This is a genomic window from Burkholderia sp. R-40 (genome assembly GCF_049942845.1).
Classification (GTDB): domain Bacteria; phylum Pseudomonadota; class Gammaproteobacteria; order Burkholderiales; family Burkholderiaceae; genus Burkholderia; species Burkholderia ambifaria.
Window position 1 is genome coordinate 617,656 of sequence record NZ_CP187968.1, and the last position, 16,092, is coordinate 633,747.

General features: G+C 65.5%; 17 protein-coding genes. 8 read left to right on the forward strand and 9 right to left on the reverse strand.

Features of this window, described 5'->3' with window-relative positions; translation table 11 throughout:
• The first annotated feature begins 193 nt into the window (after positions 1 to 193).
• The 4 genes from ACP26O_RS19165 (at position 194) to ACP26O_RS19180 (ending at position 4,249) form a co-directional block, all read left to right on the forward strand.
• A complete protein-coding gene (locus tag ACP26O_RS19165) occupies positions 194 to 1,225 on the forward strand; it encodes a DUF4331 family protein (protein ID WP_175663446.1) in 1,032 nt (343 codons plus the stop codon).
• Positions 1,226 to 1,325: 100 nt separating this feature from the next.
• Positions 1,326 to 2,414 (forward strand): HoxN/HupN/NixA family nickel/cobalt transporter, encoded by a 1,089-nt coding sequence (locus ACP26O_RS19170; RefSeq protein WP_175663445.1) that lies wholly within the window; start codon positions 1,326 to 1,328, stop codon positions 2,412 to 2,414.
• Positions 2,415 to 2,458: 44 nt separating this feature from the next.
• The gene (locus ACP26O_RS19175; protein ID WP_175663808.1) at positions 2,459 to 3,364 is read left to right on the forward strand and encodes an SDR family oxidoreductase; all 906 of its coding nucleotides are present in this window, start codon (positions 2,459 to 2,461) and stop codon (positions 3,362 to 3,364) included.
• Between the two features lie 144 nt (positions 3,365 to 3,508).
• Complete coding sequence (locus tag ACP26O_RS19180; protein ID WP_105830348.1) at positions 3,509 to 4,249, forward strand: SDR family oxidoreductase; 741 nt, start codon at positions 3,509 to 3,511, stop codon at positions 4,247 to 4,249.
• A gap of 179 nt (positions 4,250 to 4,428) precedes the next feature.
• Here the strand turns inward: ACP26O_RS19180 and ACP26O_RS19185 are convergent, their stop codons facing one another.
• The 5 genes from ACP26O_RS19185 to ACP26O_RS19205 all read right to left on the reverse strand — a co-directional run bounded on the left by ACP26O_RS19185 (position 4,429) and on the right by ACP26O_RS19205 (position 9,360).
• Positions 4,429 to 5,235, reverse strand: coding sequence for a substrate-binding domain-containing protein (locus tag ACP26O_RS19185; RefSeq protein WP_175663807.1), 807 nt, complete (start codon positions 5,233 to 5,235; stop codon positions 4,429 to 4,431).
• 62 nt (positions 5,236 to 5,297) lie between these two features.
• Positions 5,298 to 6,284, reverse strand: coding sequence for a malate dehydrogenase (locus tag ACP26O_RS19190; RefSeq protein WP_175663444.1), 987 nt, complete (start codon positions 6,282 to 6,284; stop codon positions 5,298 to 5,300).
• 103 nt (positions 6,285 to 6,387) lie between these two features.
• Complete coding sequence (locus ACP26O_RS19195) at positions 6,388 to 7,539, reverse strand: TDT family transporter (protein ID WP_175663443.1); 1,152 nt, start codon at positions 7,537 to 7,539, stop codon at positions 6,388 to 6,390.
• Positions 7,540 to 7,741: 202 nt separating this feature from the next.
• Positions 7,742 to 8,278, reverse strand: a complete 537-nt coding sequence (locus ACP26O_RS19200) for a cytochrome b (RefSeq protein ID WP_012366393.1) — start codon at positions 8,276 to 8,278, stop codon at positions 7,742 to 7,744.
• Positions 8,275 to 9,360, reverse strand: a complete 1,086-nt coding sequence (locus ACP26O_RS19205; protein ID WP_175663442.1) for a catalase family peroxidase — start codon at positions 9,358 to 9,360, stop codon at positions 8,275 to 8,277. The genes ACP26O_RS19200 and ACP26O_RS19205 overlap by 4 nt, the downstream gene beginning before the upstream one ends.
• A gap of 328 nt (positions 9,361 to 9,688) precedes the next feature.
• Between ACP26O_RS19205 and ACP26O_RS19210 the strand changes: the two genes are divergently transcribed.
• The 4 genes from ACP26O_RS19210 (at position 9,689) to ACP26O_RS19225 (ending at position 12,026) form a co-directional block, all read left to right on the forward strand.
• Positions 9,689 to 10,039, forward strand: a complete 351-nt coding sequence (locus ACP26O_RS19210; RefSeq protein WP_244098348.1) for a hypothetical protein — start codon at positions 9,689 to 9,691, stop codon at positions 10,037 to 10,039.
• 228 nt (positions 10,040 to 10,267) lie between these two features.
• Complete coding sequence (locus ACP26O_RS19215; protein WP_175663441.1) at positions 10,268 to 10,495, forward strand: DUF2945 domain-containing protein; 228 nt, start codon at positions 10,268 to 10,270, stop codon at positions 10,493 to 10,495.
• Positions 10,492 to 11,070, forward strand: coding sequence for a DUF488 family protein (locus ACP26O_RS19220; protein WP_175663440.1), 579 nt, complete (start codon positions 10,492 to 10,494; stop codon positions 11,068 to 11,070). The genes ACP26O_RS19215 and ACP26O_RS19220 overlap by 4 nt, the downstream gene beginning before the upstream one ends.
• A gap of 218 nt (positions 11,071 to 11,288) precedes the next feature.
• Positions 11,289 to 12,026: a sulfite exporter TauE/SafE family protein gene (locus tag ACP26O_RS19225; protein WP_175663439.1), complete on the forward strand. Its 738-nt coding sequence runs from the start codon at positions 11,289 to 11,291 to the stop codon at positions 12,024 to 12,026.
• Between the two features lie 123 nt (positions 12,027 to 12,149).
• Here the strand turns inward: ACP26O_RS19225 and ACP26O_RS19230 are convergent, their stop codons facing one another.
• From ACP26O_RS19230 to ACP26O_RS19245, 4 genes are all read right to left on the reverse strand, one after another.
• The gene (locus tag ACP26O_RS19230; RefSeq protein WP_175663438.1) at positions 12,150 to 12,728 is read right to left on the reverse strand and encodes an NnrU family protein; all 579 of its coding nucleotides are present in this window, start codon (positions 12,726 to 12,728) and stop codon (positions 12,150 to 12,152) included.
• 229 nt (positions 12,729 to 12,957) lie between these two features.
• Positions 12,958 to 13,401 (reverse strand): TfoX/Sxy family protein, encoded by a 444-nt coding sequence (locus tag ACP26O_RS19235; protein WP_175663437.1) that lies wholly within the window; start codon positions 13,399 to 13,401, stop codon positions 12,958 to 12,960.
• Positions 13,398 to 14,507 carry a malate/lactate/ureidoglycolate dehydrogenase gene (locus tag ACP26O_RS19240; protein ID WP_175663436.1) on the reverse strand — a complete coding sequence of 370 codons (1,110 nt, stop codon included), beginning with the start codon at positions 14,505 to 14,507 and terminating at the stop codon, positions 13,398 to 13,400. Before ACP26O_RS19240 ends, ACP26O_RS19235 begins: the two co-directional genes overlap by 4 nt.
• An 80-nt stretch (positions 14,508 to 14,587) precedes the next feature.
• On the reverse strand, positions 14,588 to 16,042 hold the full coding sequence (locus ACP26O_RS19245; RefSeq protein WP_006751392.1) for a M20 family metallopeptidase: 1,455 nt from the start codon (positions 16,040 to 16,042) through the stop codon (positions 14,588 to 14,590).
• Positions 16,043 to 16,092 lie beyond the last annotated feature (50 nt).

The window sequence follows — 16,092 nt, forward strand, 5'->3', positions numbered from 1 at the left end:
CACCGGCGCAGCCGTCGGCACACTTGCATGGTATCGATGCCGTGCAAATCGGAAACGGCGCTGCCTTTCCTGACAGCGCCCGTTCGCCTGGCGCGCCACACTCCTTTCCGTCATCCAGCGCGATGCATCGCGGCCGGTGTCCACGACACCGCGCCGCCGCCATCCTCATTGATCTTACGGAAAGGATCGAACCATGTCGCATCATCTCGACTCCCCGCTCGCCCGGCAGGACATCCGTCTCGACATCACCGACCTGTACTGCTTTCGAGGCGAGACCGGTACCGTATTCGTCATCAACGTTTGCCATTCGATTGCCGGCGACGTGCCGACCCCCGGCTACCACCCCGAGGGGTTCTATGAATTCAAGATCGACCTCGATCAGGACGCAGTCGAGGATGTGACCTATCGCATCACGTTCGACGAGCGGGATGCCGGAGGCAAGCAGCATTTCGTCGTGCGCCGCATCGTCGGCGCCGCGGCTACGGATCCGCATGCAGCCGGCGACGTCGTGGCGCAAGGCGACACCGACGAGACGACTACGACGCCGTCCGGCCTGCGCGTGTGGGCAGGACGCGCAGGAGATCCGTTCTGGATCGAGCCTGATGTCCTTCACGCGGTCGGCCACGCATTCCAGGACGGACAGCCGCTCGATCTCGGTACGTGGCAGCCCGGCGACGCGCGCAATCTGTTCGCCGGTCACACCGTGTATTCGATCGTTCTGGAAGTGCCCGACGCCGAGTTGCTCGCCACGGCGAACGGCAACCGGAGAATCGGCGTGTGGGCGGTCGCGACCCTCGCGACCGACAGCGGCGGCTGGCGACCGATCAATCGTGTCGGTCTCCCGATGATTCATCCGCTCTTCACCCAGTACAACGAGGACCTCGGCGACCGGCTGAACGGCGGCCGCCCCGCCGACGACTTCGAAACCTACGGCGCAACGCTCATCCAGTCGATCGCCGGCGCGGTGAGAGCCAACGGAACGGCCGAAGACCCGGACGGCTATGCAGCAGCCGTCGCACACCGACTGCTTCCGAACGTTCTTCCGTACACGGTCGGGACGCCGGCCGTATTCGGCTTCGCGCAATGGAACGGGCGATCCATGACCGACAACGCCCCGGATGTGATGTTCTCGATCGCCGCAAATACGCCGATCAGTCTGGGAATCGGCAAAGAATCGGTCACGTCGAAGCCGACGTCGACGTTCCCGTACGTGCCCAAGGCCTGAAGCGAGTCGGCGGTGCGCGGCGCCGCCGACTTTCCCTGCGGCAGATGACGGCGCTGCGTCGGCCGACCCGTTTCTCCCGATCTATTTTGACGAGGCTTCCATGTCTGCAAGCCATGACATTCGTCGTTTTTCCCATCACCGGACGGCAACCGTTTCACTGGCCGCAGTCGCCATGTTCATCGTCGTTCTGCACGTCGTCGGCTGGGGTACGTTGCTTGCGTTCATCGTTCCGCACCATCTCAGTGTCGGCTCCCGAGCCTTCGGCATCGGCGCCGGCGTGACGGCGTACTCGCTGGGCATGCGGCATGCGTTTGACGCCGACCACATCGCGGCGATCGACAACACCACGCGCAAACTGCTCGGTGAAGGCCAGCGGGCGTCGAGCGTGGGATTCTGGTTCTCGTTCGGTCATTCGAGCGTCGTGTTCGGCCTCGCCATCTTCATCGCGCTCGGCATGCATTCCCTGTCGGCGCATGTACTCGACGCCGGCTCGCCGCTGCGCATGCTGACAAGCACCGTTGGCGCGATCGTCTCCAGCGTGTTCCTTTATTCGATAGCGATACTGAACATCGCCGCGTTTTACGATCTTTGCACGGCATTTCGGCGCCTGCGGAGCGGCCGGCTCGACGAAGCGCAGCTCGAACGATGCCTCCAATCGCGCGGCCTGATCAGCCGTTTTCTCGCGCCGCTGATGCGTATCGTGCGCAAGCCCGGCCAGATGTACTTCGTCGGCGTCCTGTTCGGACTCGGCTTCGATACTGCAACGGAAATCGCCCTGCTGGTGCTGACCGGCGCAGGAGCCGCGTCGGGCCTGCCGTGGTACGCGATTCTCTGTCTGCCCGTGCTGTTCGCCGCCGGCATGCTGCTGTTCGACACGATCGACGGCTCGTTCATGACGCTTGCGTACGGATGGGCGCTCTCGCAACCCCTCCGCAAGATCTACTACAACCTCGTCGTCACCGGTCTCTCCATCGGCTTCGCGCTCGTCATCGGAACGATCGAGATGCTCGGCCTGCTCGGCAATGCCTTCCACACGCACCGCGCGTCAGGTACGTGGCTGCCGCCGCTCGACCTCAACCACTTGGGGTTCGCGATCGTCGGCCTGTTCATCGCGACATGGGCGGTGTCCGCCGCGATATGGAAGTTCGGACGAATCGAACAACGCTGGGCACGCGGTGGAGACGCATGATTCTTCACCGGTTTGACGTTCACTCACCACCAAGGAAATTCATCATGAGCAAGGTCATACTCATCACCGGCGCGTCGAGCGGCTTCGGCAGGCTCACGGCAGAAGCACTCGCACATGCCGGTCACATCGTCTACGCATCGATGCGCGATACGGCCGGGCGTAACGCAGCGGTAACCGAGCAAATGAGCGCACTCGCGCGCGAGGCAAACATCGACCTGCGCACGCTCGAACTCGACGTGCAGTCGGACGCGTCGGTCGCACGCGCGATCACCACGGTTCTGGAGCAGGCCGGCGGCATCGACGTGCTGATCCACAATGCCGGGCACATGGCATTCGGCCCGGCCGAAGCGTTTACGCCCGAGCAGTATGCGCAGCTGTACGACATCAACGTGGTCAGTACCCAACGGGTGAACCGGGCGGTCCTTCCGCACTTCCGTGAACGGCAGCAAGGATTGCTGGTATGGGTGTCGAGCAGCAGCGCCGCGGGCGGCACACCGCCCTATCTCGCGCCGTATTTTGGTGCGAAGGCGGCGATGGATGCGATTGCCGTGTTGTACGCGCGCGAGTTGTCGCGCTGGGGAATCGAGACGTCGATCATCGTCCCGGGCGCGTTCACGCAGGGCACCAATCATTTCGCTCATGCCGGGCTCCCGGCTGACACCGCCCGCGCCGCCGATTACGACGCCGGCCCTTACGCGAACTTCGGCCGCGAAGTCCAGGAGGCATTCGCCGCGATCGTACCGCCCGACGCCCGTGCGGATCTCGTCGCCGACGCGATCGTGGACGTAGTCGCGAAGCCGGCTGGCAAACGCCCGTTCCGCGTGCATGTCGATCCGACCGAAGACGGCGCGAACATCGGCTTCGCCGTGCTCGACCGGCTGCGCGCCGAGATGCTGCATCGCGTCGGACTGTCCGACCTTCTTGCGCCGCGCCTCCGCCCGTCATCGTGAGCCGGCACACCAGATGGATTTGCCGGCGCAGCCGTAGCGGCGTACCGACGCGTCGTTTCGATACCGATATCTTTCACCACCGTCCGGGCACGCCGTACGACGAACATTCGTTCACGGCTGCCCGGCACACCGCAGGAGCATGACATGAATCAAACGTCCGAAAAGGTAGCCCTCGTTACCGGTTCCTCGCGCGGCATCGGCGCCGATATCGCGGTTCGCCTCGCGCGCGATGGCTTCAAGGTCGTCGTGAACTATGCCAGCAACGCGACGCCGGCCGAGGAAGTCGCCGCAACGATTCGCGAGAACGGCGGCGACGCGTTGCTCGTCAAGGCCGACATCGCCGATCCGGCCGCGACCATCGCGATGTTCGACGCGACGGAGAAGGCCTATGGCGGCGTCGACGTCGTCGTCAACAGCGCAGGCGTCATGAACCAGGCAAAGATCGTGGATTTCGACGATGCAACGTTCGATCGCACGGTCGCCATCAACTTCAAGGGCGCGTTCAACGTGTCGCGCGAAGCCGCGCGCCGCGTTCGCGACGGCGGCCGGATCATGAACCTGACGACGAGCGTGACCGGCGTGCGCTTGCCGACGTATGCCGTCTATATCGCGACGAAGTGCGCGGTCGAGGGACTGACTCAGGTGCTCGCCCAGGAGCTGCGCGGACGCGGCATCAGCGTCAACGCCGTGGCGCCGGGCCCGGTTGCCACCGAGCTGTTCCTCGCCGGCAAGAGCGCCGAGCTCATCGATCGGATGGCGAAGATGAATCCGCTCGAACGGTTGGGGCAGCCGTCGGACATTTCAGCCGTCGTCGCGTTTCTCGCCAGCCCCGAAGGCGCGTGGATCAACGGCCAGATCGTACGGGCGAACGGCGGCATGTGCTGAATCGCGTGGCCGGAATGGCGTCCGTCGCGGCCCCGCACGGATGCCGATTCCGAGCCGCGCATTGCAACGGGCGCTTTCTTCTGAAAGCGACCGCACCCGGCCGGCTCGTTCCGATGGATGACCACCGAGGCTCGGGCGGAACGGCCAACGCGGGCCGGCCGTTCCGCTCGGTCATGCACTCAGCGCAACCATCCCTCGGTCTTCATGATTGCAGCTCCGCGATCGCTGTTCAGGAAATCGAGGAACTGCGTTGCTTCCGGATCGGCATCCGGAGCGAGCCCAACATTGACGTCTCTCCAGATCGCTCTGTTCGCGGGCAGGCTGACGTAATCGGCTTTGTCGGCATGCGTGATCGGCCAGTCGGGCCACGTGATCCACGCATCCGCGTCCTTGTCGACGAACATCCGGAAGCTGGGCCCGCTGCCCTTGCCGAATCCGACGATGTTCCGGCGGAACCGCCTGACGTCGTCGAGACGTCCCATGCGGCCGGCGATGTCTTCCCATGTTCCCGTGCCCGACGTATTCGCCACGCCCGCACCTTCCGTGACGACGATACGCATGCCATCCGCGAGCAGATCGTCGAAGCCGCGGATGTGTTTCGGATTGCCTTTCTTCACGGCGATGACGGCCGGCCGGATATAGATCGGCGTCACGTCGTTCCATCGAAACACCTGGTAGGTTTCGAGGAGGCCGGCCATATCTTCTTCCGACGTCCCCCACAGAATATCGGCATCGGCTTGCGCTTTTCGGCTCCACGTCGGCTCCGGTCCGCCGGTCACCTCCACCTTGATGCCCGTTTCGTCGGTGAAGACCTTCGCGACTTTCGCGAATGCGGTATCCGGGCCACCTGCGCCGTACAAGCGCACGATGCCGTCTCGCGCATCGCGCCGTATCGTCGGATCGGGCGTTTCATGCGCGAACGCGCCGCACGAAAACGTGAGGATTGCAAATGACACGACTGTCTTCTTTCTCAAGGTGCTGAACACGATGGGGCCTTTTACGTGAGTTGCTTCGGGAATGGATCGATTTCGATCCGCTTCGGATCGTCCTACGGCGCAAGAATCGCTCGCACGGCCTGCATTTCGTCCATCAGTTCCGCAACCGATGCATCGATGCGGGCGCGCGCGAACGCGTCGATCTCCAGATCCGGCACGACACGATAGCGGCCGTCGCTGCAGATCGTCGGCGTCCCGAACATCATGCCGCGCGGAATGCCGTACTCGCCGTCCGACACGATGCTCATCGACACCCACCGGCCGTCGCTTCCGCGAATCCAGTCGCGCATCTGGTCGATCGCCGCATTGGCCGCCGACGCCGCGGACGATGCGCCGCGCGCTTCGATAATCGCGGTGCCGCGGCGTGCGACTTCCGGAATGAAGGTGTCGACATACCAGCGCTCGTCGCCGACCCGCATTGGCGCGGGCTGCTGGTCGATCAGCGCATGACGATAGTCGGGAAACATGGTCGGCGAATGATTGCCCCACACCACCATGCGGGTGACGGCGTCCACCGCCACGCCGCATCGGGCCGCCAGCTTCGACACGGCGCGATTGTGGTCGAGACGGATCATCGCGGTAATGGCATCCGCCGGCAGGTCGGGCGCGTAGTAGCGCGCCACCCACGCGTTGGTGTTGGCCGGGTTGCCGACGACGAGCACCTTGACCTGCCTGCTCGCCACTTCGTTGAGCGCATAGCCCTGGGCACGAAAGATGGCGGCGTTCGCCGCTAGCAGATCGCGCCGCTCCATGCCTTTGCCGCGCGGGCGGGAGCCGACGAGCATCGCGTAATCGGCGTCGCGAAACGCCACGCGCGGATCATCGCTGATTTCGATCGACTGCAGCAGCGGGAATGCGCAGTCTTCCAGTTCCATCACCACGCCATGCAGCGCTTGCAGCGCATGCGGCAACTCCAGGAGCTGAAGGATGACGGGCTGATCGTCGCCGAGCAAATCGCCGCGGGCGATTCGGAACAGCAACGAATAGGCAATTTGACCGGCCGCCCCGGTCACGGCCACACGACGGGCGGGTTTGGACATGCTGGATCTCCTTCGAAGGTTCGGTGACGTACATGGACATCGCTCCACTCCGACTGACCGCGTGGTGCACGTGCGGTCGGCCGGAGCGGGTTCGACGATTCGTTCAGCCGAGTGCGGGTCGTGCCCGGCCGACGAGGCACGGGGCGTGGAACAGTTCGCCTCGGGCGAGGCCGCGCAGCGTGCGTGACAGCACGATCAACCACAGGCCGCCGAGCAGCGCCGCCAGCGCCATCCCCAGTGCGGCAAACGCGATAAAGCCCGTGGTCCGATAGAGACTGAGCGTCACGACGGTGTAGACGCCGAGCGGAAACGTGAATCCCCACCATCCCAGATTGAACGGCAGCCCGTCGCGGGAATACCGCAGCGTGAACAGCATCGCCATGGCCAGCCACCACAAGCCCACACCCCAAAGCAGCAAGCCGCCGATCAAGCCGATGTCGCGCGCGACGATCGCAGTCGCCTCGAACGACGTGCCGGCAAATGCATCCAGTGCAGCGTGGCCGAGTGCGAGCAATCCCAGCGCACCGGTTCCGATCGGCCCCAGCGTCAACCAGCTGGACGGGCCGAGATCACGATGCGGCAGCTTGTGGATCACCAGCCGGAAGAACACGACCGTGAGCACGGTAAAGGCGAGCGGCACCGACACGGCCCACAGCACGTAACCGGCGGCCACCAGAAAGCGCGCGGTCTGTGCGTCGACATGCGGCGCGAGTACTGCGGCGCTCGACGCGGCCACTTCAGGCGCGACGATGGGCAGCAGCAACACGGCCGTGATGCGCTCGAGCGCGTGGTCCTGCGCGGTGAACATCATGTAGGGCACACCGACGGCGACGGCGAGTGCCAGTACTGCATCGACGCACCACAAGCCGTAGGCCAGCTGGCTCGCCGCTTCGCTCGCATGCGGGCCGGCGAATATCACCAGGCCGTTGATGACGGGTGCGAGCCCCATCGGCACCGCGCCGAGAAACATCGATTGCAGCGGGTGATGCAACATCGGGCGGATCGTTTCCGGATAGAAGATCCAGCGCGCCAGCAGCATGCCGGCGAACACGACGTAAAGCACGCTATCGGCCACCCACAGCGTGTGGGCCAACGTCATCTGCGCTGCAAAGTGCCATGGCAATGCGGCAATGACGAGAAACACGATTCCGTTGCCCATCGTCATCGCGAACCAGTTCGGCGTGAATTGCCGAATCTTCTCGGCGAGCTTTTGTCGGCCATGGGCCGCCGTCGTGCCAGGCGTTGTCGTTTTCATCGCTGTTCTCTCGGAACGGGTTGAATATCGACAATGTAGGCAGGTGCGAGCCATACGAAAAATACATACTTCGCATATGTCACATACCTTCGATTTATGGCTGCGTCGCGCCTGACGCCTCCGCGCAAGCGCTTGCGCCGGGAAGCACGATCGCCGGGGCGGGGATTCGAAGGCCGGCCCCGCGCACGAACCCGGCTCGGCACTATCGGCCGCCGGCCATGCTCTCGAAGACGCCGTCGCGCCGGATCCATGCGTGCAAGAGCGCAGCAGCGAGATGGCCGACGATCAACAGGAAAAATGCATAAGCGAGCAGCCCGTGCAAGCGGCGCAGCTGACCGTAGACGACGATGTCGTGCGGCAAGATCGGAAACAGCTCGACACCTTTCCACATCGAGATCGGATAGCCGCCGGCGGACTGCATCGCCCAACCGATCAGCGGCATAGCAATCATCAAGCCGTAAAGCAGGTAATGCGATAGCTTCGCGACAGTGGCCTGCAACGGTGGAATGCCCGGCGGCAAAGGCGGCGGCCGGTGCGTCACACGCACGCCAAGCCGGATCAGCGCCAGCAGCAGGATCGCGATGCCAAGCGGCCGATGCAGCGCCAGCAATTGCGGATATCGCGCGCTGACTGTCGATACCATGCCTGCTCCGACGAACAGCATGGCAATGATCAGCACGGCCATCAGCCAGTGCAGGACACGCGCCGGCACGGAAAAGCTCGGGTTCTGGCTCGTCATTTCGCAGCTCCATGGTCGTGTTCGAGCGTAATGGCATCCGGGCGCGGACCTTCCGCCGCACGTCGATTGAACGATACCGAGTAGGCCGCGGAGCGCGCGGGCAATAGCGGATCGTCGGATGGTGCGATGCCTTTTGGCAATATCAGCGGATCGTAATTGAAGTCCCGGCAATGTCCGTCCGCTTCCGTCGCGATTGCATCGAACACGAGCGTGCCGGCATCGATGCGTCGATGCGGCCCGCTCCACGCAATCGTTGCGTTGTCGGTGCGATCCGCGGGATTGGCCTCCACGAGCACGAGATGCCACTTCACCGGCCCCTCGTGAATGCGCTCGAGCAGATCGTCGAACAGGAAGTTCGCCGGCAGCGTGCCTGCCGTGCGCTTGTCCAATGCGGCGAACGGCTGCTCCGGCTCGAATTGCCAGCGCACAAATCGTGCGGCGCCATGCGCGTCGATGAAGCGAAACGCGTTGATGCTGTAATACGTGCCGTTTGCAAAGCCGGAGGGCATCGGCGTCTTCTCCAGATAATCGAAGAAGCGTTGCGTCTCCGGATGTGTGGAAAGAAAAGCTTTCATCCGGCCGGGATCGGGCTGTCCGGTAGCGCGATCAGGTGTCGATGCGACCTGTAGCGCCACGAAATCGGCTGGATTCGATACGACGAAGATCGGCGTTTGATCGAGCGCCATGCGCCACTCTTCACCGTCGGCCAGCGCGAATCGCATGCCGAGCCCACGAAATATCTGATCGCTGTCCGCGCCGGTCGGCACGCTTCCTCCGGTATTGAAGCGACCGGTTACCGGCACTGAACCGGTGCGGAACAGCGCCGCCGTGGACAGCGCGCTACCCGCGCCGTTCGAATCGAAGTGGCCTGCGACACAAATGCCCTTCGTATGGGCGCGTCGAAACCCGGGGAACACCTTGCCCGTATTGGACTGGAGTGAATCGATCAGCACGGCGCCGCTCAGCCGGGCGGGCACGAGCCAGCCGCCTGTCCATGCGAATGCCGATGCGAAGGATAGAACGATGAGCACAATGGCCGCTATCGCGAGAAATGGGCGGCGGGAAGGGCCGGGAGACACCATTGAATATGCTCCTGAGACGATCGAGTAGATGGCCGCGACGCGCAACTGCGCCTCGACACCGCTACTGCAAAGGTTGCGCAGCAGGCGGAGCGACTATGTCAGGAAATATCCGGAATCCGTTTGGTGTTCGCACGGCCGATTGCAGATCGACACGCGCAGTTCGCCCATGCCGGCCCGGCGTACCGGAACGCATGCATCTGGACCACATGAGCGTGCGTTTCCGAAGCACCGTGATCTATTGCGTAACGTCGTACAGTGAATTCGAGGCAAGCTTCGTCAACCGTGCTAATTGCGTCCATCCGCACATACCAAACATGGAGCGAGTCCGATGAAATCGATGAACGCGATCCAGATTCGCGTAGCCTGCGTGGCCGCCCTGCTCGCGTGCGCGACTGGCTTCGGCCATGCGGCACAGTCCCCGCGCTTTTCCGATGCGATGACCGAGGTTGAAACGGATCTGGTCACGCCATTGGAACGGATCTCGACCGATGGTCGACTCGTGTGCACGATCGCGGGCAATGCCGATTCGAAGCACCGGAGGACCGTTATGTCGGGATCGAGCCTCTCACACGTCGCTTCGTCACGAAAGCCGGAACGCGTCGTCACTCCCCGACAGGAACCCTTCCGCCATTTTCCCGGCTACCGGACGAGCGTTCACGACGCAAAGGACTGGACGTAAGGACTGACCTGCTCCCTGTGTTTAGTATGGTGACGGTGTAGAGTCCGTTGCAGAGAGCAACTTCAGTTCGTCGGCCTTCAGGAAAATGCGATGTTCGGCGTGTAAGAGCCGCTTTTCCCGCATCCGGTCCCGACGGATAATGAACGCCTGCACGCGTTGCCGTCGCCGTCGGGCTGCCCACGCCACGCCGGCAAGCGACGCAGCATCGACGCAAGGAGGCTTCCCCGCATGACGCATCCATTCAAACTGGGCGACCACGTCCGCTGGAATTCCGAAGCCGGTTACGTGACGGGCACGATCATTGCGATCCACATGCAGGATTTCGACTACAAAGGGCATCGCCATCGCGCGTCGCCCGACGATCCGCAATACGAGATCAAGAGCGACCGGACCGACCACATCGCTGCGCATCGCGGCCGCGTGCTCGAACGCATAGCAGGCAAGGACGACGCATGACGCTCCCGTTCTACACGATCGGCCATTCGAACCGCACGCTCGACGAGTTTATCGAGATGCTCGACGCGGTCGATATCGCGCTGCTTGCCGATATCCGGAAGATGACGCGTTCGCGCACGAATCCGCAGTTCAACGAAGCGACGTTGCCCGACGCATTGGCCGCCGCCGATATCGCATACGAGCACATCGCGGAACTCGGCGGCCTGCGCGGCAAGTCGCGCGACGTGCCCGACGAGGTCAACGACTTCTGGACCAACCGCAGCTTCCATCGCTACGCCGACTACGCGCTGTCGCCCGAGTTTCGAGCCGGCCTCGATCGGCTGATCGAGCAAGGACACCGGCAACGCTGCGCGATCATGTGTTCGGAAGCCGTGTGGTGGCGGTGTCACCGGCGCATCGTGTCCGACTACCTGATCGCGCGCGGCGAAACGGTGCTGCACATCATGGGCCGCAATCGCGCCGAGCCCGCGCGTCTCACGGCCGGCGCGGTGATCCGGGACGACGGCACGATCGTCTATCCGGACGTCGACAGCGATGCGGCTGACGACGGCGCCGCCGCGCAACCGAACGAGTAACGCGGCGCGAGTCGTGCTCGTGCGCGCGGCGGCGATGGCCCGACGCGCGGCGCAACGGCAGCGCTCCACGTCGGCCGGTCCGCCACCCCTGCGCACCCGCCACACCACTCGCTCGCCACGGTTTGCGCCGCCGCGATCCTGCATTACCATCGGGCGATCATCGCGCGCGCGCCTGCTTCCGGCCCGCGCGCCCCCGCCACCTCCGCACTCCCTCATCGATGCTCGCTCTCATCATCATCGCCGGCCTGTGGGCCGGCCTGCAGAATGCCCTCGCGGGCGGCGGCTCGTTCGTCACGCTGCCCGCGCTGATCCTGTCGGGCATGTCGCCGCTCGCGGCGAACATCACGTCGACGGTCGCGCTGTTCCCCGGCCAGGTCACGACGGGCTGGGCGAGCCGAAACATGGTGCGCGGCGCGGGCAAGCTGCCGTTTCGCGCGTTGTTCGCGATCAGCGTGGTCGGCGGCGCACTCGGCGGGCTGCTGCTGCTGAAAACCCCGTCGTCGATCTTCTCGCATCTCGTGCCGTGGCTCGTGCTGTTCGCGACGGTCGTGTTCGCGTGGGGCAGCTTCTTCCGCAAGCCGGGCGTGGACACGCAGCACCTCGGCCCCATCACGGCCGCGATCGCGCAGTTCCTGATCGCGATCTACGGCGGTTACTTCGGCGGCGGCATTGGCTTCCTGATGATGGCCGCGCTGACGATGGCCGGTTTGTCGCCGCGTCACGCGATGTCGACGAAGAACGCGCTCGCGGGCGTGATGAATGCATCGGCGGTCGTGCTGTTCCTGACGTCGCCACACCTGCACTGGCAGGCGGCGATCGCGCTCGGCGGCGGCGCGATCGTCGGCGGCCTGCTCGGCGCGTGGGCGCTGCACCGCGTGAACGAGCGCGTGCTGCGGATCGCGATCGTGTGCATCGGCATCGCGCTGACCATCGGGCTGTTCGTCAAGCCGATCTGACGCACGCGTGCCGATCGCACGCTCGGGCGGGCATCCGTACGTTGAGGGAAGGCGGGTAGCAGGGAATGTGCGCACCGCGATGTCGCGGGCGCCCCGCTCGTCAATCGTTGCAGGCGCGCACGTTCAACCGAACGGCCGCACGCCGATCAGCGGCCCGTGCAGGAACAGCGCGAACACGGCCCATACGACGAGCCCGGCCGCGATCGTCACGCCATCGCCCGACAGCCTGCCGGCCGGATAGCGGACGCCGTCGCGGCGGTCACGCGCGCGCCACACGACGAAATCGACCAGCGACCACACGAAAAATGCGCCGAACAGCACGACCGCATGCAGCGTGCCGTTCGCGAGCAGGTGGGCGACTGCCCACACCATCACGCCGGCCACCATCGGATGGCCGACGAGCGTCTTGATGCGGTTGCGCGGCACGTAGGCCGCGGCGATCAGCACGAATGCAATCGCGGTCAGCATGCCGGTAAGGTGGCGCACGCCGACGGGTGACACCCACAGCAGCGTCCCGTTCTGGCGGGCGATCCCGTAACCCCAGACGATCAGCACGAAGCCGACGACCGACGCGATCGCATAGGGGCCCTTCCAGCGTTTCTCGCCGATCCGCTCGATGGTTGCGGAGCGCCAGCCATCCGCGACGATCCGGATCGAATGCACGCCGAGAAAGATCGCTAAACCGAGAATCAGGACGAGCATCGGCTATCTCCGTCTGGAACGATGAGTGGGGAACATTCGCGCGGCTTTCGATGCGCCGTTCGCGAGGCCGGCGGCGACACCGGCTCGGGTTGCGCCGGGCACGGACGCAATCGCGCCGATCATAAACGCCGGGGCCGCCGTTGTGAAGCCGGCGAACCATGCGGTGCGTCAAGTCCGGCGCTTGCGCGCACCCGCCGCGGCTCGAAAAAAGGAAGGAAAAGGCGCCGTCCTACGGCCGACGCTGCGTGCGCTTGCGCGTCGCCTCCGGCTTCGGTTTCGGCTTTGCCTCCGATTTCGGCGCCGGCTTCGACTTCGGCCGTGCGTTGCGCTTCGGCGCCCCCGCCAGCAGCGCCGCGCGATATGCGCCGCGACACCAGTCGAACAGCGCGCCCGCGTCCTCGAGCACATCGGCCGGCGTTTCGTAATAGCCTTCGAGCGCAACGGTGCGCGTGGGCCGCTCGTACGAGAACGGCCCCATCCCCGCCGCCACGAACGCCGGACGGTTCACGTCGTCGACGCGCAGGAACAGCGACCCGCGCGACATGAAGCCGAACATCACACCGTCGAGCCGCATCGCGGCGCCGCTGAAGAACCGCACGACCTCCACCTTGCCGAGCGGCGCGAGCTGGTAGGCGATCTCCTCGCCGTGCGCCTTCTCCGCCTGCCAGCTCATGCGGCCTCCGTGCAGCGCTGCGTCCACACGTCGAGTTCGGCATCGTCGAAGCCGACGGCCGCCGCGCTCTCGCGGATCTGCCGCCACGTCGCACGATCGACCGGAATGCCGTCCGCGCCGCGCGCCACGCGGCTCGCCTCCTCCGGCTCGCCGGGCATCCGCACCGGCGCATCGCCCGCCTGCGGCGACGCCTTCGCCCACGCGACGAACGCATCGGCTTCACGCTCCGCATCGGCCGCATCGAACGCATTCGGATCGATCAGCACCGACAGCATCCCGTTGACGATCGCGCTCGTCTTCTGCAGCGTGTCGCCGTAGGTCGTATGCCCGCCGACCAGCGCGCCGCCGAAGATCTCGCACATCGCGGCCAGCGCATAGCCCTTGTGCAGCCCGAACGGCAGCAACGCGCCGAACGGCTGCTCGTGCATGACGGCCGGATCGTCGGTCGGCTGGCCGCGATGATCGATCAGCGACCCGGCCGGCACGCGCTTGCCCTGGTTGTACGCCACCCGCGTCTTGCCGTATGCGATCGCGCTCGTCGCGAAATCGAGCAGCAGCGGCGGGCGGCCGGCGCGCGGATAGGCGGCGCAGAACGGATTCGTGCCGAAGCGCGGATCGGTGCCGTTGAGCGGCGCGACGAGCAAGTCGCCCGGCACGTTGACGAAATGAAACGACACGAGGCCCGAGCGCGCGCACTGCTCGGCCCAATGCCCGATGCGGCCGAGGTGATGGACGTCGCGCAGCCCGATCGCGCAGATGCCCATGCGCCGGGCCCGCTCGATCCCTTCAACCATCGCCTCGAACGCGATCACCTGGCCGAAGCCGCGCCCGCCGTCGATCGTCAGCACCGCGCCGCCATCGCGGACGATCGACGCGTGCCCGTTCAGCTGCAACTGCCCTTCCCGCCACGATGCGACGTAGTTCGGGATCATCCCGATCCCGTGCGAATCGTGCCCGGCCAGATTCGCGCCGACCAGATGATCGGCGACGAGCCGCGCCTCGCGCTCGCTGCTGCCGGCCCGCTCCCACAGTGCCGCGACGAATGCGTGCAGCGGTTCGGCGCGCATGCGCAGCGGGTCGGTAACGGGTGTCGGCAGCGCGGTCATCGGCAAGGCTCCGTCAGGTCAGGCGGGATCCGGTCGGGTTGGGTCGGGTCGGGTCGAATGGGAACTGGCAGCGCGAACGCTCAGCGCGCGGTCGCGATCACGTCCGCGACCGCCGCGGTCAGCTTCTTCGCGTACGGCACGTGCAGGAACTCGTTCGGGCCGTGCGCGTTCGACTTCGGGCCGAGCACGCCGCACACCATGAACTGCGCGGACGGGAACCCTTCCTGCAGCACGTTCATCAGCGGGATCGTGCCGCCGAGGCCCATGTACGCGCAGTCCGCGCCGAAGTGGCGGCGCGACGCGGCGTCGAGCGACGACGCGAGCCACGGCGCGAGATCCGGCGCGCTCCAGCCGGTCGCGGCGCCCGCGTCGGGCTTGAACGTGACCTTCGCGTTGTACGGCGGATCGAGTTCGAGCAGTTCCTTCAGCTGCTGCACGGCCTGCGCGGCATCGACGAGCGGCGGCAGGCGCAGCGACAGCTTGAACGCGGTGCGCGGACGCAGCACGTTGCCCGCGTCGGAAAGCGCCGGCAGGCCGGCCGCGCCCGTCACCGACAGCGACGGACGCCACGTCGAATTCAGCAGCGCCTCGCGCGGATCGGTCGTGGTCGGCAGCACCGGTTTGCCGTCCATCCCGCACGCCCACGGCAGCCCCTTCCACACGGTGTCGCCGAGAATCGCGGCGGCCGCGTCGGCTTCGCGCACGCGGCTGTCGGGAATCTCGCAATGGAACACGCCCGGCAGCAGGTTGCCGTTCTTCGCATCTTCCAGGCGCTCGAACAGCTGACGCATCACGCGGAAGCTCGACGGCGCGATGCCGCCGAAGACGCCCGAGTGAACGCCTTCCTCGAGCACCTCGACCTGCAGGTCGCCGGACACCAGCCCGCGCAGCGAAGTCGTGAGCCACATCTGGTCGTAGTTGCCGGCGCCCGAATCGAGGCACACGACGAGCGACACCTGGCCGAGCCGGTCGCGCAGCGCGTCGACGTACGGCAGCAGGTCGTAGCTGCCCGACTCCTCGCAGGTTTCGATCAGGCCGACGCAGCGCGGTCGTTCGACGCCCTGCTCGTCGAGCGCGCCGAGCGCCGCGAGGCTCGCGTAGATCGCATAGCCGTCGTCCGCGCCGCCGCGGCCGTACAGCTTGCCGTTCTCGAACTTCGGCGTCCACGGGCCGAGGTCCGCGCGCCAGCCGTCGAATTCGGGCTGCTTGTCGAGATGGCCGTACAGCAGGATCGTGTCGGTGCTGCCCGCGCGCGTCGCGGGGGTTTCGAAGAAGATCACCGGCGTGCGGCCGGGCAGGCGCACGATCTCGAGCTTCAGGCCTTTCACCGGCTGGCGTTCGGCCCACTGCGCGGCATCAGTGACGACGCGTTCGAGATACCCGCGCTTCGCCCAGTCGGGGTCGAATGCGGGACTCTTCGCGGGGATCGCGATGTAGTCGGTCAGTGCGTGGAGGATTTCATCGTTCCACTTGCGCTCGACGAAGGTAACGAGCTTGTCATGGTCGAGGACGGGGGTAGTGTCGACGGAGGTCATGATGGGTGCCTGGATCGGGCTGATGAAAAAACGGATGATACGCCGATGGA

Coding starts and splice junctions, on each gene's coding strand:
- ACP26O_RS19165 (WP_175663446.1), top strand. CDS start 194: ATGTCGCATCATCTCGACTCCCCGCTCGCCCGGCAGGACATCCGTCTC.
- ACP26O_RS19170 (WP_175663445.1), top strand. CDS start 1,326: ATGTCTGCAAGCCATGACATTCGTCGTTTTTCCCATCACCGGACGGCA.
- ACP26O_RS19175 (WP_175663808.1), top strand. CDS start 2,459: ATGAGCAAGGTCATACTCATCACCGGCGCGTCGAGCGGCTTCGGCAGG.
- ACP26O_RS19180 (WP_105830348.1), top strand. CDS start 3,509: ATGAATCAAACGTCCGAAAAGGTAGCCCTCGTTACCGGTTCCTCGCGC.
- ACP26O_RS19190 (WP_175663444.1), bottom strand. CDS start 6,284: ATGTCCAAACCCGCCCGTCGTGTGGCCGTGACCGGGGCGGCCGGTCAA.
- ACP26O_RS19195 (WP_175663443.1), bottom strand. CDS start 7,539: ATGAAAACGACAACGCCTGGCACGACGGCGGCCCATGGCCGACAAAAG.
- ACP26O_RS19200 (WP_012366393.1), bottom strand. CDS start 8,278: ATGACGAGCCAGAACCCGAGCTTTTCCGTGCCGGCGCGTGTCCTGCAC.
- ACP26O_RS19205 (WP_175663442.1), bottom strand. CDS start 9,360: ATGGTGTCTCCCGGCCCTTCCCGCCGCCCATTTCTCGCGATAGCGGCC.
- ACP26O_RS19210 (WP_244098348.1), top strand. CDS start 9,689: ATGAAATCGATGAACGCGATCCAGATTCGCGTAGCCTGCGTGGCCGCC.
- ACP26O_RS19215 (WP_175663441.1), top strand. CDS start 10,268: ATGACGCATCCATTCAAACTGGGCGACCACGTCCGCTGGAATTCCGAA.
- ACP26O_RS19220 (WP_175663440.1), top strand. CDS start 10,492: ATGACGCTCCCGTTCTACACGATCGGCCATTCGAACCGCACGCTCGAC.
- ACP26O_RS19225 (WP_175663439.1), top strand. CDS start 11,289: ATGCTCGCTCTCATCATCATCGCCGGCCTGTGGGCCGGCCTGCAGAAT.
- ACP26O_RS19230 (WP_175663438.1), bottom strand. CDS start 12,728: ATGCTCGTCCTGATTCTCGGTTTAGCGATCTTTCTCGGCGTGCATTCG.
- ACP26O_RS19235 (WP_175663437.1), bottom strand. CDS start 13,401: ATGAGCTGGCAGGCGGAGAAGGCGCACGGCGAGGAGATCGCCTACCAG.
- ACP26O_RS19240 (WP_175663436.1), bottom strand. CDS start 14,507: ATGACCGCGCTGCCGACACCCGTTACCGACCCGCTGCGCATGCGCGCC.
- ACP26O_RS19245 (WP_006751392.1), bottom strand. CDS start 16,042: ATGACCTCCGTCGACACTACCCCCGTCCTCGACCATGACAAGCTCGTT.